Origin of the sequence: Actinomadura gamaensis, assembly GCF_042652125.1 — a bacterium.
Taxonomy (GTDB): domain Bacteria; phylum Actinomycetota; class Actinomycetes; order Streptosporangiales; family Streptosporangiaceae; genus Spirillospora; species Spirillospora gamaensis.
The window spans coordinates 430,191-445,942 of the sequence record NZ_JBHSIT010000007.1 but is presented as its reverse complement, the minus strand read 5'-3'; the positions used below and the strand labels follow the sequence as shown (position 1 = coordinate 445,942).

Sequence of the window (15,752 nt, the reverse complement as noted above, 5' to 3'; positions counted from 1 at the left end):
GGCGTTCCGCGGGTCCGTGCTGCTCAGGTGAGGTGCGGGTGGCGCGGGGGCCGGTATCGCCGTCTTTCCGGACTGAGCGGGCGGCTGCCGGGTACGTTGCGTGCATGCCCGTGATCGCAGAGGCGCAACGCAGGGTGAACGCGCTGGTGGACGCCGTGAAGGCGCTGCTGAGGGCGATGCGCGTCCGGTGGCGCTGGTTCGACCATCTCGGCCGCGCCTACGAGCGGTACCAGGACCGCGGCGGAGACCGGCTCGCCGCCGCGATGACCAGTTACGGGTTCCTGTCGTTCTTCCCCATGCTCGCGCTCGCCTACGCGCTGCTCGGCTACCTCGTCGGCATCAGCGCGAAGGCCCGCGACTACTTCATCCGGGCCGTCCAGGAGCTGCTGCCCGGCCTGTCCGGGCCGCTGGAGGTGCAGCGGATCGCCGAGTCGAAGACCACCGTCGGGGTGTTCGGCCTGGTCGCGCTGCTGTTCACCGGGCTCGGCTGGGTGCGCGTCCTGCGCGAGTCGCTGCGCTCGATCTGGGGCTACGAGCCCGCGCCCGAGGGCAACTTCTTCGTCCTGAAGCTGTGGGACGCGGCGGTGCTCGTCTTCCTCGGCGCGACGCTGATGGTCAGCGTCGCGGTGTCGTCGGTGGCCTCGTCGGCCACGCACGGCGTCCTGGACCTGCTCGGGCTCGCCCAGGTGGCCGGCGCGAGCACCATGCTGCGGCTGCTCTCCCTCGCCGTCGCGGTCGCCTCCAACACGCTGATCTTCCTGGTGCTGTTCAGCAGGCTGTCCGGGACGGCCGCGCCGTGGCGCAGGATCCTGCGCGGCGCGCTGTTCGGCGCGATCGGCATGGAGGTGCTCAAGCAGGGCGGCACGCTGCTGATCGCGCACACCACGCGCAACCCGGTCTACGCCTCGTTCGCGGTCCTCGTCGGGCTGATGGTGTGGATCAACATCGTGTCCCGGTTCATGCTGTTCGCCGCGGCGTGGACGGCGACCCGCCGGGTCGTCCTCCGGGCGGACGACCAGCCGATCGACTCGGCCGCCGTCGAGCACGACGTCCGCGCCGCCGAGAAGCTCGCGGAGAAGGCGGAGAAGGCGGACGAGGCGGAGAAGGCGGACGAGGCGGAGGAGGCGGACGACGCGGAGGGGGCGGACGACGCGGAACGGTCCACCGGCCGGGACGGCCCCGCCGCCGGACCGGGCCGGGGCGCCGTGCTGCGCGCCCGGACCCGGGCCCTCACGACCAGAACTCGTCGTCGGCGTACTGGTCCTCGGCCAGCGACCGGATCTCGGTGATCCGCCCGTCCGCGAACCGGAAGACGTGCACCGCCCGGCCCGCGAGCACCCGGTCCGGCGGACGCTCCGCGTAGGTGTGGACGAGCGCGACGCCGTGCGCGTCGTCCGCGGTCAGCGAGTACGGCTCGGCGCGGAACGTCCCGCCCGACAGCTCGAACAGCCGGACGTAGAAGCCGAGGATCTCCTCCGGGGTGCGGTAGGAACCGCTCAGCGGGCCCCGGCCCTGCACCCGGTGGACGACCCCGTCCGCGAGCAGCTCGCGGATCAGGTCCATGTCGCCCTTGTCGAACGCGGCGAAACCGTCCCTCAGCAGGGCCACGTTGGGATGTTCGGCGGAGGTCGGAAAACGCATGGCAGCAGCCTCCAGCGGCGGATCCGGCCCGCCGTCCAGCGGCGGCGCGCGGTGGCCGGACCACCCCTCGGAGCGTATGCCCGCCGGGGCCTGCCCTCAACGGACGCCCCCGTGTGAAGCCCGTTACCGCTTTGCCCTGTTCGTCCTACCGGCCCCTGCCGGAACCCGGCTCCCCGGCTTCGTCGTACTCCGGCGGCTGCTCGCCGGCCCCGGAAGCCGCGGGCCCGGCCACCGGCCGTCCCGGCGGCGACTGGCCGGGCACGGGATTCGAGGCTGCGGGGTTCGCGGGCGCGGGGTTCGAGGTTGCGGGGTTCGCGGGCGCGGGGTGGTCCGCCCGACCGGGCTGGTGATCCGCGTCTCCGGCGAATCCGGAATGCTCCGCGTGCTCAGCGTGGTCCGCGTGCTCTTCCGGAACGTCCGGAACGCCGGGCGCGGGCGGAGGCGGAGGCGGAGGCGGGGCGAGTCGAACGTTCCCACCTGGAGCGTCCGGGCCGGTGGGCGCGGCGTCCGGGCGCGGGAGCTTCAGGTCGCCGCGCCGGTGGCGGCGCTGGAGCACGAGGAACAGCACGCCGATCGCGATCAGCGCGCCGATCGCGCCGCCGCCGACGACCATCCAGGTCCGGGACGAGCTGGCCTTCTCGATCGCGGACTGGCCGCCGGCGCCCTTGTCGCCGCTGCCGTCCGCCTTGGCCCCGGCGTCCCCCGGCTCGACCAGCGTGCCGACCGGCTTGACCTTCCCGCGCGCCGCGAAGCCCCAGTCCAGCAGCTTCGCCGCGTACGGCGACGGCGGCACGTCGGCCTTCATCAGCGAGATCAGGATGGTGTGCCCGCCGCGCTTGGCCTCGGCGACGAACGTCTGCTCGGCGGTGACCGTGTAGCCGTTCTTGCCGCCGAGCATCCCGGCGTAGGCGTGCGGCTGGCCCGGCAGCATCCGGTTGTGCGTGTAGATCGGGTAGCCGCCCGCCTTGTGCTTCTTCTTCTGCTGCTTGTCCGGCGGGGCGGGGAACCAGTAGTTCAGGGCCTGCACGTACTTGCGGTAGGCCGGGTCCTTCATGCCCTGCCGCAGGATCAGCGCCAGGTCGTAGGCCGAGGTGTGCTGAGTGTGGACGTTCAGCCCGAGATCGACGTCCAGGCCGTTCGGCGACGCGGCGAGCGTGTCGCCCGCGTGCAGGTGCCTCGCCTCGGCGTTCATGTCGGCGATCGTCTTCTTCACGCCGCCGTTGGCCTCCGACAGCGTCACCGCCGCGTCGTTCGCCGACATCATCATCAGCGCGTGGAAGAGCTGGTCGACGGTGTAGTCCATCTTCGGCGTCATGCCGACCTTGGTGCCCTCGACGTCGCAGGCCGCCTGGGACGGCCGGACCTTGCGGTTCGCGTCCAGTTTCGGGATCAGCGTCAGCGCGGTCAGCGTCTTCAGCGTGCTCGCCGGGAGGTACTGGCCGTGCGGGTCCCTGGCGGCGAGCACCTCGCCGGTGTCGGCGTCGGCGATCACCCAGGACGCGGCGTGGATGTTCGGCGGGGCGGGCACTCCGGCGGCCGGGTTCACCACGACGCCGCGCGACGCGAGCTGCGGCCCGCCCACCGGTCCCGCGTCCGCGCGGGCCGCCCCGGGGACGGTGAGGACCGCCCCGGACGCGACCGCCGCGGCGGCGGCGAGCAGGCGGGTCGGTGGACGCAGTGCTGAACCAGGTCGCTGTGCTCGCAAGCCCCTGCCGTTCCTCGCTCCGGCCATCTCCGAACGATGACGCATGTCCCTTTATGTCTTCCGGAAGCGTAGGCGACCGGTCGGGAGGTCCGATACCCGCGGTCGGGGAATGGGATCCCCGGTTCCGGACAAGTACTAGTCACTTCGGGGCATGTAGCCCTAGAAGTGCGTGACCGAAATCGGTGACAACGCGTGACGGATCGCCGTCCAAGCGAGTCAAATGATCCGGAATGGACGGGGAACCCGGCGGGACCGGCGTGCCGAGGGCCATGATGGAGGGAGGCGCGCCCGGCGCGCGGAACACGCCCTACCTGGGCCGTCGTTGTCCAGGCTTAGGGACCCGCTGGCGGAATCGCCCCACGTGCCACGCATCGACCTGCAAGGATGTCGGACGGAGGTTGGCCGTGGCCATTGTCTTCAACCCGTCGCGCGGCGCGACGCTGGGCGTGGAGTGGGAACTCCAGCTCGTCGACGCCGCGACCCGGCACCTGCGGCAGGACGCGCGCGAGGTGCTCGCCGCGCTGCCGTCGCTCACCGAGGGCGGCCAGCTCGCCAAGGTGCGCCACGAGCTGATGGAGTCCACGGTCGAGATCGTGACCGACGTCTGCCAGACCGTCGCCGAGGCGCAGCGCGACCTCGCCGGCACCCTGGACGCGCTGCGCGCGGCGGCCCGCCCGCTCGGGCTGGCCCTCGCCTGCACCGGCACGCACCCGATCTCCGACTGGCGGGACGCCGAGACCTCGCCGCTCCAGCGCTACGCCGACCTGGTCGAGCAGATGCAGTGGCTCGCCCGGCGCATCCAGACCTTCGGGGTGCACGTCCACGTGGGCGTCACCGACGGCGCGAAGGCGATCCCGATCGTCAACGCGCTCGCGGGCTACCTCCCGCACTTCCTGGCGCTCACCGCGTCCAGCCCGTTCTGGAGCGGGGCCGACACCGGCCTGGCGTCCAGCCGGGCGGTGGTGTTCGGCCAGCTCCCGACCGCCGGCCCGCCGCACCTGCTGGACGACTGGACGGCGTTCGAGGACTATATGGACACCTTGCTGCGCGCGGGAACGATCCGCAGCATCAAGGAGGTGTGGTGGGACATCCGCCCGCATCCGGACTTCGGCACCGTCGAGATCCGGATGTTCGACGGGATTCCCACCCTCCGCGAGGTGGGCATGGCGACGGCGCTGTGCCAGAGCCTGGTCACCCTCTTCGACCAGCAGCTCGATCGGGGCTACACGCTGCCGCGCCCGGCCGCCTGGGTGGTGCGCGACAACAAGTGGCGGGCCACCAGGTACGGCCTGGACGCCATCGTCATCACCGACGACAGCGGGCACACCGCACCGCTCCGCGACGAGGTGTACGAGCTGGTCGCGGAGCTGGAACCGGTCGCGGCGCGGCTCGGCTGCGCCGACGAGCTGAAGGTCGCCGGGGAGGTCCTGGAGCACGGGGCCCCCTACGAGCGCCAGCGCGCGATCCGCGCGGGCGGCGGCGGCCTGGAGGACGTGGTCGACGCCGCGGTCCTCGAGCTCGCGGAGGACCGGTTCGTCACCCGCGGGGAGGTCGCCCGTGCCGGGAACTGAGGATCCCGACCGGTCGCCCGCCCCGCGTACCGAGACCGGCGGGCCGCCTCCGGGCGGGCCCGCCCACGCGCAGGGGGCGCACATGACACACACGGGACCCGGGGTGATGCCCGGCCCTGGACGAGCCACCGCCCCGGGGGCGGCGGACGACGCGCGAGGTGCCGAGGGCACGCGCGGCGCCGACGACGAGCGGATGGCCGCCGCGACCCGCGCGGCCGAGGAGGCGGGCCGCGCCGCGCGACCGCCCGCGGCGGGCGGCGCGGAGCGAGCGGGAGGCGCGGAGCGGACGGGCGACGTGGAGCGGACGGGAGGCGCCGTGACGGAGGCAGGCGCGGCTCTACAGCCGCAGCTCGACGGGTTCCTGGCCGACCACGAGCCGGAGCTGATCGCGTTCCGGCGGGACCTGCACGCCAACCCCGAGCTCGGGTACAACGAGTACCGCACGACCGAGCGGATCGTGGCGCGGCTGAAGGAGGCCGGGCTGGAGCCGAGGGTGCTGCCGCGCGGCACCGGCCTGTACTGCGACATCGGCCCGGAGGACGGCTACACCGTCGCGCTGCGCGCCGACATCGACGCGCTCCCGCTCCAGGACGAGAAGGAGCACGCGCCCTACCGGTCCACGGTGCCGGGCGTCGCGCACGCCTGCGGGCACGACGTGCACACCACGATGGTGCTCGGCGCCGGCCTGTTCCTGGCGCAGCAGGCGGAGGCCGGGCTGCTGCCGGGCCGGGTCCGGCTGCTGTTCCAGCCGGCCGAGGAGACCCCCGGCGGGGCGCTGGACGTCATGGCCGCGGGCGGCATCGCGGGCGTGGACCGGGCGTTCGCGCTGCACTGCGACCCGCGCGTCGAGGTCGGCCGGCTCGGGCTGCGGACCGGCGCGATCACCGCGGCCTGCGACAAGGTGTACGTGAAGGTCACCGGCCCGGGCGGGCACACCGCCCGGCCGCACCTGACCGCCGACCTGGTGTACGCGCTCGCCAAGATCGTGACCGAGCTGCCCGCGGCGCTGTCCCGCCGGGTGGACCCCCGGTCCAGCCTGTCCCTGGTCTGGGGCCGGGTGGCGGCGGGCTCGGTGGCCAACGCGATCCCGGACGACGGGATCGCCGAGGGCACCGTCCGCTGCCTGGACGACGAGGCCTGGCACCGCGCGCCGGAGATGATGAAGGCGCTGCTCCAGTCGGTCGCCGCCGCCTACGACGTGGAGGCGTCGCTGGAGTACGTCCGGGGCGTCCCGCCGACGGTGAACGAGGCGGCGAGCGTGCAGATGTTCCGGGACGCGGCGGCCCAGGTGCTCGGCGAGGAGGGCGTGGTGCCGACCCCGCAGAGCCTCGGCGGCGAGGACTTCGGCTGGTACCTGGAGTCGATCCCGGGGGCGCTGGCGCGGCTCGGCGTCCGCGAGCCCGGCTCGTCCGCCGAGTACGACCTGCACCGCGGCGACTTCGACGTGGACGAGCGGTGCGTGGCCGTCGGCGTCCGGGTGCTCGCGGCGACCGCGCTGACCGCCCTCTGGGACGGCCGCCGCGACGGCGGCGCCGGCGAGCCGCTCGGCGGCCCGGTCGGCGGACCGGTCGGCGGGACCGCGGAGGGCGCCGCGCTGACCTGATCGTTCCGAGTGGGCCGCTCCCGTTCCACCCCCGGGGAAGCGGGTATACACACCGGCGTACACACCGGGATTTCGCGCCGCTACCTGCGCCGATAAGCCTACGCATTGGTAACGGACGCGTTGCGAAACGGTGCACATCGGATGTTTCACCTCCAGCGGCGGGGTAGCGTCCGATCGGTTTGTGTGGCCGGACCATGCCCGCGCGATCATGCCTGCGCGCGCGTCCGGCCGCGTTGTTCTGGGTGGGGAACGGAAGGAGCGCGGCAATGCGCCGTGGACTCAAGATCACGCTCGTCTCGGTGACGGGCGCCGCGCTGGCGCTGAACACGGCCGCGTGCGGAGGCAAGAAGTCGTCCTCCGGCGACGGCGGCGGTGACGGGAAGAAGAGCATCAAGGTCGGCCTGGCCTTCGACATCGGCGGCCGCGGCGACCAGTCCTTCAACGACTCGGCCGCCGCCGGGCTGGACCGGGTCAAGAAGGACCTGAACGTCAGCACGGAGGAGATCTCCGCCAAGCCGGACGAGCCGGACGCCGACAAGGAGTCCCGCCTGCGGCTGCTGGCCGGCAAGGGCTACAAGGCCATCATCGGCGTCGGCTTCGCCTACACCAACGCGGTCGTCAAGGTCGCCAAGGACTTCCCGAACACCAAGTTCCTGGTCGTCGACGCCGACCAGTGCCAGGTGTCCGGCGCGAACGTCGAGGGCGCCTGCTTCTCCGAGGAGCAGGGCTCGTTCCTGGTCGGCGCCGCCGCCGCGCTCAAGTCCAAGACCGGCACCATCGGCTTCATCGGCGGCGTGAACACCCCGCTGATCCAGAAGTTCCAGGCCGGCTACGACGCGGGCGCGAAGGCCGCCAAGCCGGGCATCAAGATCCTGCCGGCCAAGTACCTGACCCAGCCGCCGAACTTCGACGGGTTCAAGAACCCGGCGCTCGGCAACGAGGCCGCCAAGGGCCAGCTGGACGCGGGCGCGGACGTGATCTACCACGCCGCGGGCGGCGCGGGCATCGGCGTCATCAAGACCGTCGGCGGCGCGGGCAAGTGGGCCGTCGGCGTCGACTCCGACCAGTACAACCAGCCGGCCGTCAGCGCGGTCAAGGACCACATCCTCACCTCCATGGTGAAGCGCGTGGACACCTCCGTCTTCGACTTCGTCAAGGGCGTCGCCGACGGCACCTTCCAGGCCGGGATCAAGAAGTACGACCTGTCGAACGACGGCGTCTCGTACGCGACCAGCGGCGGCTTCGTGGACGACATCAAGGCCAAGCTCGACCAGTACAAGGCCGACATCGTCAGCGGCAAGATCAAGGTTCCGACCAAGCCCGGGGCCTGACGCCGCACCCGGTTCCGGCGTCGCCCCCGCGCGTGCTCGCGGGCGCGACGCCGGTCCGTTTCCACCAGCTTTTCTCAAGGGGGGCACTCGTGCCTGACCAGGTGCCGGCCGTCAGGCTGACATCCATCACCAAACGGTTCCCGGGCGTGGTGGCCAACCGGGACATCGACCTCGTGATCCAGCGCGGCGAGGTGCACGCGCTCTGCGGCGAGAACGGCGCCGGCAAGTCGACGCTGATGAAGATCCTCTACGGCATGCAGAAGCCGGACGAGGGGACCATCGAGATCGACGGGAAGCAGGTGTCGTTCCGCACTCCGGCCGACGCCATCGCGCGCGGCATCGGCATGGTGCACCAGCACTTCAAGCTGGCCGACAACCTGACCGTCCTGGAGAACGTGATCCTCGGGGCGGAGCCGAGGAAGGCCGGCCGCATCGACTTCGGCGCCGCGCGGAAGAGGATCCGCGCGATGGCCGAGCAGTACGGCATGCGCATCGACCCGGACGCGCTGGTCGAGGACCTCGGCGTGGGCGACCGGCAGCGCGTCGAGATCCTCAAGGTCCTGTACCGGGGCGCGAAGGTGCTCATCCTGGACGAGCCGACCGCCGTGCTCGTCCCGCAGGAGGTCGACGAGCTGTTCGGCAACCTGCGCGAGCTGCGCGCCGAGGGCCTGACCGTGCTGTTCATCTCGCACAAGCTGGACGAGGTGCTGTCGGTCGCCGACTCGATCTCGGTCATCCGGCGCGGCACCACGGTCGCGACCCGGCTGGACCCGCGCGAGGTCACCTCACGGCGGCTGGCCGAGCTGATGGTCGGGTCCGAGCTGCCGACGCCCGAGTTGCGCGAGTCCACCGTGACCGACCAGGTCGAGCTCGCGGTCAGGGACCTGGTCGTGCTGACCGCGGAGGGCCGTCCGGTCGTGGACGGCGTGACCCTGGACATCCGCCGCGGCGAGATCGTCGGCCTCGCCGGGGTCGAGGGCAACGGCCAGGGCGAGCTGATCGAGACCATCATGGGCATCCGGACCGCGGACTCCGGCACGATCTCCTTCGCCGGCGAGGACGTCACCGGCTGGCCGACGCGCCGCCGCCGGGAGGCCGGCATCGCCTACATCCCCGAGGACCGGCACCGGCACGGGCTCGTCCTGGAGGGCACCCTCTGGGAGAACCGCATCCTCGGCCACCAGACCGAGAAGCCGAACTCGCGCGGCCCGTGGATCGACCGGCGCGGCGCGCGCCGCGACACCACCCGCATCGTCGGCGAGTACGACGTCCGCACGCCGGGCATCGAGGTGCCGATCGGCGCGCTGTCGGGCGGCAACCAGCAGAAACTGATCGTCGGCCGGGAGATGTCCGGCGAGCCGAAGGTGCTGATCGCGGCGCACCCGACCCGCGGCATCGACGTCGGCGCGCAGGCCGCGATCTGGGAACACCTGCGCCGGGCGCGGGCGGCGGGCCTCGCCGTCCTGCTCATCAGCGCCGATCTTGAGGAACTCATCGGTATGTCCGACACGCTGCACGTGATCCTGCGGGGGCGGCTGGTCGCCGAGGTGGACCCGGCGAACGTCACCCCCGAGGAACTCGGCTCCGCCATGACCGGCGCCGCCGTCGGGGAAGCGTCATGACGGGCGGGAAGAACGACCTGCCGCCCGAGGACGGCGGCCAGGGGCTGCCGCCCGGGCAGGGCGGCGAGGGGCTGCCTCCCGAGCGGGAGCCGGGCGTCCCGGCGACCGCGGGCGCGACTCCGGCCGCCGCCCCGGCGGGCTCGGAGCAGGTGCCCGGCTGGCAGGCGATCCTGCGCGGCCTCGGCCCGCGCGGCCTGGCGCTGAAGATCGGCGCGCCGGTCCTGGCGCTGCTGATCTCGCTGCTCATCACCATGGGCGTGCTGCGGCTGGCCGGGGCCGACCCGGTCAGCTCGATCCGCTCGATGATCGACTACGGCACCACGTCCAACTCGGTCGTGGACATCCTGAACCGCGCCACCCGCTACTACCTGTCGGCGATCGCGGTCGCCATCGGCTTCCGGATGGCCCTGTTCAACATCGGCGTGGACGGCCAGTACCGGCTCGCCGCGCTGCTCGCCGCCTCGCTCGGCGGCGCGGTCACGCTGCCCGCGCCGTTCGGCCAGATGCTGGTGATCGTCGCGGCGATGGTCATCGGCGGCGCGTGGGCGTCCATCGCGGGCATCCTCAAGGTGACCCGCGGCGTCAGCGAGGTCATCTCGACGATCATGCTGAACGCGATCGCGACCGGCATCATCGCCTACCTGCTGAACACCGACCGGCTCGCCGCGAACCGGCCGGGCAGCAACAACGTCGCCACCCCGGACATCCCGTCGTCCGGACGGGTCGGGCCGCTGAACGGCTTCCTGTCGAGCATCGGCATCGACCTGCCCGGCCAGCTGTACGGGCTGCTGCCGCTGGCGATCGTCATCGGCATCGTGTTCTGGGTGGTCGTCAACCGCACCCGGTTCGGCTTCGACCTGAAGATCTCCGGACTGTCCCCGACGGCGGCGCAGGCGAGCGGCGTCTCGGCGGGCCGGATGATCGTCATCACCATGGTGCTGTCCGGCGTGGTCGCCGGCCTGATCGGGATGCCCGAGCTGCTCGGCGCGTCCTACAACTACTCGCTGAACTTCCCGGCGGGGCTCGGCTTCACCGGCATCACCGTCGCGCTGCTCGGCCGCAACCACCCGGTCGGCATCGCGCTCGCGGCGATCCTGTTCGCCTTCCTCGACCAGTCCTCCGACATCCTCCAGGAGGTCAACGTGCCGAAGGAGATCGTCGGGGTGATGCAGGGCGTGGTCGTGCTGACCGTCGTCATCGTCTACGAGCTGGTCCGCCGCTGGGAGATCCGGCTCCAGCAGAAGAGCGTGGCCAGCGAGCTCGCCGCCGGGCACACCGTCGCGGGGGAGGCCGCCCAGTGAGTACCGCCACCGTCGCGGAGAAGGTCGCGGGCGCCCGCGCCAAGCTGAACCTGCGCTGGCCGCACTACCTGCTGATCGCCGGGGGCCTGCTGGTCCTGCTGTCGGCGGTCCGGGTGCTGGACGACGCGAACGACGTCACCTCGTCCGGCACCGTCTCGGCCTCGCTCCGGCTCGCCGTCCCGATCTTCCTGGCCGGGCTCGGCGGGCTGTGGGCCGAGCGGTCCGGCGTGGTCAACATCGGGCTCGAGGGCATGATGATCCTCGGCACCTGGACCGGGGCCTGGGCGGGCTACCAGTGGGGCCCGTGGGCCTGCGCGCTCGCCGGGATCATCGGCGGGATGCTCGGCGGGCTCGTGCACGCCGTCGCGACCGTCACCTTCGGCGTCGACCACATCGTGTCCGGCGTCGCGATCAACATCCTCGGCCTCGGCCTGACCCAGTTCCTCGCCGGCCTGGTGTTCAACACGGGGCACGCCAAGGCGCTCGGCGGCGGCCCGCGCCAGTCGCCGCCGGTGGACGCGATGCCCACGCTGACCGTCCCGTTCCTGTCCGGCGGGAAGATCGGCTCGTGGCGGTCCCCGGACTGGCTCGGCTCGCTGGAGAAGCACCACTGGTTCCTGCTCTCGGACGTCGCGGGCGTGCTGCGCGGCGTCACCTCGGGCATGTCGGTGCTGACGCTGATCGCGATCCTGCTCGTCCCGGTGACGTTCTTCGTGCTGTGGCGGACCCCGTTCGGCCTCCGCGTCCGCTCCTGCGGCGAGGACCCGTACGCGGCCGAGTCGCTGGGCGTGAACGTGTACCGGATGAAGTACGCGGCCGTGCTCATCTCGGGCGGCTGCGCGGGCCTCGCGGGCGCGTTCATGGTCACCGTGTCGTCCCTCTACCAGGACGGCCAGACCGGCGGCCGCGGCTACATCGGCCTCGCCGCGATGATCTTCGGTAACTGGCGTCCGGTCGGCCTCGCCTCCGGCTCGCTGCTGTTCGGCTACACCGACGCGATGAACGTCCGCGGCGGCGGCGACTCGGCGCACGCCCTGCTGCTGTTCGTGGCGGTCATCTTCATCGCGGTGGCGGGATGGCAGTTCTCCCGGGGCACCCGGCTGCGTCCGCTGGTCAGCACCGACCTGGAGCGGCGGACGGTCCGGGGCGCCTACCTGGCGTCCGGCATCGCGATCGTCGCCGCGGCGGCCCTCGTGGTCTGGTTCGCGCTGAGCAAGACCGTCCCCGGCGAGCTGGTCTCGACCATCCCGTACGTGACGACCCTGCTCGTCCTGGCCCTGGCCAGCCAGCGCCTGCGGATGCCCGCCGCCGACGGCCTCATCTACCGCCGCGGCGAAGCGCGTTGATCTGAGCCCCCGGCTCCGCGCCCTCGCCTGGCGGCTCGGGCGCGGCCCGGAGGCTCGTGCGAGTGCGCATCGCTTCGCGATCAACCGCGCGGGGACCCGCCTCCGGCGCCGTCCCCGCGCGGTTGGCAACGCACTCGCGCGCGGGCTGAGCGCGCTGCGCGGTACCGACCTTCACGCCTGGTACGGAGGGCGCTCTGCGCCCTCCGTACCAGGCCTGGTTCTTTGAGTGGGATCATTGACCGATGAGTGACATCGACTGGGACGTCCTCCGTGCGGCCGCGACGGACGCGATGAAGCGGGCGTACGCGCCGTACTCGAAGTTCCCGGTGGGAGCCGCGGCGCTCGTCTCGGACGGGCGCGTGATCACCGGCTGCAACGTGGAGAACGCGTCCTACGGCGTCGGCCTCTGCGCCGAGTGCAGCCTGGTCAGCGCGCTGTACGGGCCGGACGCGCCCCTCGCGGACGACCGTCCCCGGCTGGTCGCCGTCGCCGTCGTGGACGGCCACGGCGCCGCGCTCATGCCCTGCGGGCGCTGCCGCCAGCTCCTCTGGGAGCACGGCACGCCCGGCACCCTGCTGGAGACCGTCTCCGGCATCCGGCCGCTGTCGGACGTCCTGCCCGACGCCTTCGGCCCCGACGACCTGATCACCCGTAGCTGAAAGAGGTCCCCGACGTGGACGCCATCGACGTCATCCGCGCCAAGCGGGACGGCCACGCGCTGTCGAACGAGCAGATCGACTGGGTGATCGACGCCTACACCCGGGGCGCCGTCGCCGAGGAGCAGATGTCCTCGCTCGCGATGGCGATCCTGCTGAACGGCATGACCCGCGCCGAGATCGGCCGCTGGACCGCCGCGATGATCGCCTCCGGCGAGCGCATGGACTTCTCCTCGCTGCGCCGTCCGACCACCGACAAGCACTCCACCGGCGGCGTCGGCGACAAGATCACCCTGCCGCTGGCCCCGCTGGTCGCCGCCTGCGGCGCGGCGGTGCCCCAGCTTTCCGGCCGCGGCCTCGGCCACACCGGCGGCACGCTGGACAAGCTGGAGTCCATCCCCGGCTGGCGCGCGTCCCTCTCGAACACCGAGATGCTGGAGGTCCTGGACACCGCGGGCGCGGTCATCTGCGCGGCGGGCAGCGGCCTGGCCCCCGCCGACCGCAAGCTCTACGCCCTGCGCGACGTGACCGGCACGGTCGAGTCGATCCCGCTGATCGCGTCCTCGATCATGTCCAAGAAGATCGCCGAGGGCACCGGCGCGCTCGTCCTGGACGTCAAGGTCGGCTCCGGCGCGTTCATGAAGACGGTCGAGGACGCCCGCGAGCTCGCCGAGACCATGGTCGCGATCGGCACCGACCACGGCGTGAAGACCGTCGCGCTCCTCACCGCGATGGACCGCCCCCTCGGCCGCGCCGTCGGCAACGCCGTCGAGGTCGCCGAGTCGGTCGAGGTCCTCGCGGGCGGCGGCCCCGAGGACGTCGTCGAGCTGACCGTCCGCCTGGCCCGCGAGATGCTCGACGCCGCCGGCATCACCGGCAAGGACCCGGCCGACGCCCTCCGCGACGGCTCCGCCATGGACCACTGGCGCCGCATGATCACCGCCCAGGGCGGCGACCCCGACGCCCCCCTCCCGCAGGCGCCCGAGACCCACACGGTCACCGCCCCGTCCACTGGCGTCCTCTCCAAGCTCGACGCCTTCGGCGTCGGCGTCGCCGCCTGGCGCCTCGGCGCCGGCCGCGCCCGCAAGGAGGACCCGGTCTCCGCGGGCGCGGGCGTGATCTGCCACGCCAAGCCCGGCGACCAGGTGACCGAGGGCCAGCCCCTCCTCACCCTCCACGCCGACGACCCGTCCCGCTTCGACCGCGCCCTCGAAGCCCTCGACGGCGCCATCGAGATCGGCCCCGCCCCCTCGAACCTCCTCCCCCTCGTCATCGACCGCCTCTCATAACACCCGGAACACCAGTTCGACATTTACCGTGCGCAAAGGTTCGACCACGGATAGTGTTCGACCATGCCGACTCGCGAACATGAGTTCCCCCTGGCGCTGATCGAGGACGACCCACCCCTGGCCGCCCGCCTCCTCCACTGGGCGGGCGGCCCGGAACTCCCCCCGTACGCCGAGTTCCGCCTGGAGTCCGCCGACCTCTCCGAGTGCGACCCCGCCGAGTACCGCGCCGACCGTGTCGTCGGCGTCTACGAGGACCCCGACGGCCGCCCCCTCTGCGGAGTGATCGCCGAGTCCCAGCGCCGTTACGACGGGAACAAGTACTGGACGTGGCCCGCCTATGTGGCCAACTTCCGCGCCCGCAAGAAGTGCGAAGCCTTCCTGGTCGTCCTGTGCTTCGACGAACGCGTCGCCGAGCGGTGCCGGATGCGCATCCCCCTCGGCAATCCCCACTCCTGCCTGCACGTCCTCGTCGCGGGCCCCAACGAGATCCCCCTCATCACGAGCGCGGACGAGGTCGAGGACCCGCTCGACGCGGTCGTCTCCGCCGTCATCCATGCGTCCGGCCCCAAGGGCCGCGAGGTCTTCGACGCCATGTTCACCGCGGTCACCGAACGTGTCGAGGACGAGCAGAACCGCAGGTCGTATATTGACAACGTCGTCGCTCTGCAACCCGACGACGTCAGAGCCATGCTGGAGGAGCTGGTGAAGACGAGGCACGACGAACCGAAGACCGAACTCTTCAAGAGCTGGAAAGCCGAAGGTAAGTCAGAGGGCAAGGTCGAGGAGTCGCAGCGGCTTCTTCTCGCGCTGCTCGACACCCGCGGACTCCGGATCGACGACACCCGGCGCGAACTCGTCGAGGGTTGTGAGGACCGAGAGCAGCTGGAGGCGTGGTTCCGGCGTGCCGCGGTCGCGTCGTCGGTGGACGAGGTGTTCGCGGAGTAGGGCGCTTTCGCTTCAGAGGCCGAAGCGGGCCTCGATGCCGTCGAGGACGGCGTCGAGGCCCGTTTCGAACTGCCAGTCGGTGTCGTCCTTGCGGGTGGCGGTGTGCATGTAGCGGCGGTAGGTCGGGTAGCGGCCGGTCCCCATGAGGTAGGTCATCTGGGGGGCCAGGGCGCTGCGGACGTGGGCCGGAGTGTCGAGGTTCTGGCGGTTCATGAAGCGCTCGAAGGCGAGTTCGCTGCTCGTCGCGCCGGTGGTGTAGAAGACGACGGAGCGGTGGACGGCCATCATCGTGTCGGCGTCGAGGCCCAGACCGTCCAGGGCGGCGAGGGCGCGTTCGGCGGCGGCGAGCCGGTTGGGGGAGAGCGGCGAGACCGAGGCGGGCAGCTCCGTCAGCCAGGGGTGGGCGTGGAAGAGGGCTCGGGTGCGCAGGGCGTGCTCGCGAAGCGTTTCGCGCCATCCGTCCCGTTCGGTGACCGCCAGCTCGCCGTAGACGCGGTCGGCCATCACCTCGAGTAGTTCGTCCTTGTTCGCGATGTGCCGGTAGGGGGCCATCGGGGCGACGCCGAGCTCGGTGGCGAGGCGGCGCATGGTGATCGCGTCCAGGCCCTCGGCGTCGGCGACGCGGACGGCGGTCTCGCCGATGCGGTCGAGGGTGAGCGTCTGGCGGGGCGCGGCGGCGGGGCGGTCCAGGCGCTCCCACAGGGGTGGACGGTCGTCGGTCATGTGTACATCGTATCCGGAG

General features: G+C 72.2%; 13 protein-coding genes. 10 read left to right on the top strand and 3 right to left on the bottom strand.

Annotated elements, in window-relative coordinates; translation table 11 throughout:
- Nucleotides 1–104: 104 nt before the first annotated feature.
- Nucleotides 105–1,289 carry a YihY/virulence factor BrkB family protein gene (locus ACFPCY_RS25140; RefSeq protein WP_378259095.1) on the top strand — a complete coding sequence of 395 codons (1,185 nt, stop codon included), beginning with the start codon at nt 105–107 and terminating at the stop codon, nt 1,287–1,289.
- Here the strand turns inward: ACFPCY_RS25140 and ACFPCY_RS25135 are convergent.
- Both ACFPCY_RS25135 and ACFPCY_RS25130 read right to left on the bottom strand, forming a co-directional pair.
- A complete protein-coding gene (locus tag ACFPCY_RS25135; RefSeq protein WP_378259093.1) occupies nt 1,231–1,608 on the bottom strand; it encodes a nuclear transport factor 2 family protein in 378 nt (125 codons plus the stop codon). The two genes, ACFPCY_RS25140 and ACFPCY_RS25135, sit on opposite strands and share 59 nt — an antisense overlap.
- Nucleotides 1,609–1,786: 178 nt before the next feature.
- Nucleotides 1,787–3,346 (bottom strand): D-alanyl-D-alanine carboxypeptidase family protein, encoded by a 1,560-nt coding sequence (locus ACFPCY_RS25130; RefSeq protein ID WP_378259091.1) that lies wholly within the window; start codon nt 3,344–3,346, stop codon nt 1,787–1,789.
- 404 nt (nt 3,347–3,750) lie between these two features.
- Between ACFPCY_RS25130 and ACFPCY_RS25125 the strand changes: the two genes are divergently transcribed.
- From ACFPCY_RS25125 to ACFPCY_RS25085, 9 genes are all read left to right on the top strand, one after another.
- Nucleotides 3,751–4,917, top strand: coding sequence for a glutamate--cysteine ligase (locus tag ACFPCY_RS25125; protein WP_378259088.1), 1,167 nt, complete (start codon nt 3,751–3,753; stop codon nt 4,915–4,917).
- A gap of 82 nt (nt 4,918–4,999) precedes the next feature.
- Nucleotides 5,000–6,520, top strand: a complete 1,521-nt coding sequence (locus tag ACFPCY_RS25120) for an amidohydrolase (RefSeq protein WP_378259086.1) — start codon at nt 5,000–5,002, stop codon at nt 6,518–6,520.
- A 266-nt stretch (nt 6,521–6,786) separates the two neighbouring features.
- Complete coding sequence (locus ACFPCY_RS25115) at nt 6,787–7,851, top strand: BMP family lipoprotein (protein ID WP_378259084.1); 1,065 nt, start codon at nt 6,787–6,789, stop codon at nt 7,849–7,851.
- A gap of 89 nt (nt 7,852–7,940) precedes the next feature.
- The gene (locus ACFPCY_RS25110; protein WP_378259082.1) at nt 7,941–9,473 is read left to right on the top strand and encodes an ABC transporter ATP-binding protein; all 1,533 of its coding nucleotides are present in this window, start codon (nt 7,941–7,943) and stop codon (nt 9,471–9,473) included.
- Complete coding sequence (locus ACFPCY_RS25105) at nt 9,470–10,774, top strand: ABC transporter permease (protein WP_378259080.1); 1,305 nt, start codon at nt 9,470–9,472, stop codon at nt 10,772–10,774. Before ACFPCY_RS25110 ends, ACFPCY_RS25105 begins: the two co-directional genes overlap by 4 nt.
- Nucleotides 10,771–12,120: an ABC transporter permease gene (locus ACFPCY_RS25100; RefSeq protein WP_378259078.1), complete on the top strand. Its 1,350-nt coding sequence runs from the start codon at nt 10,771–10,773 to the stop codon at nt 12,118–12,120. The genes ACFPCY_RS25105 and ACFPCY_RS25100 overlap by 4 nt, the downstream gene beginning before the upstream one ends.
- A gap of 242 nt (nt 12,121–12,362) precedes the next feature.
- Complete coding sequence (locus ACFPCY_RS25095) at nt 12,363–12,779, top strand: cytidine deaminase (RefSeq protein ID WP_378259076.1); 417 nt, start codon at nt 12,363–12,365, stop codon at nt 12,777–12,779.
- 14 nt (nt 12,780–12,793) lie between these two features.
- Entirely contained in the window at nt 12,794–14,065 is a 1,272-nt protein-coding gene (locus ACFPCY_RS25090) for a thymidine phosphorylase (RefSeq protein WP_378259074.1), read from the top strand.
- 63 nt (nt 14,066–14,128) lie between these two features.
- Complete coding sequence (locus ACFPCY_RS25085) at nt 14,129–15,010, top strand: hypothetical protein (protein WP_378259072.1); 882 nt, start codon at nt 14,129–14,131, stop codon at nt 15,008–15,010.
- Nucleotides 15,011–15,022: 12 nt separating this feature from the next.
- On the opposite strand, the gene ACFPCY_RS25080 is transcribed toward ACFPCY_RS25085, so the two are convergent.
- Nucleotides 15,023–15,733, bottom strand: a complete 711-nt coding sequence (locus ACFPCY_RS25080) for a TetR/AcrR family transcriptional regulator (RefSeq protein WP_378259070.1) — start codon at nt 15,731–15,733, stop codon at nt 15,023–15,025.
- Nucleotides 15,734–15,752 lie beyond the last annotated feature (19 nt).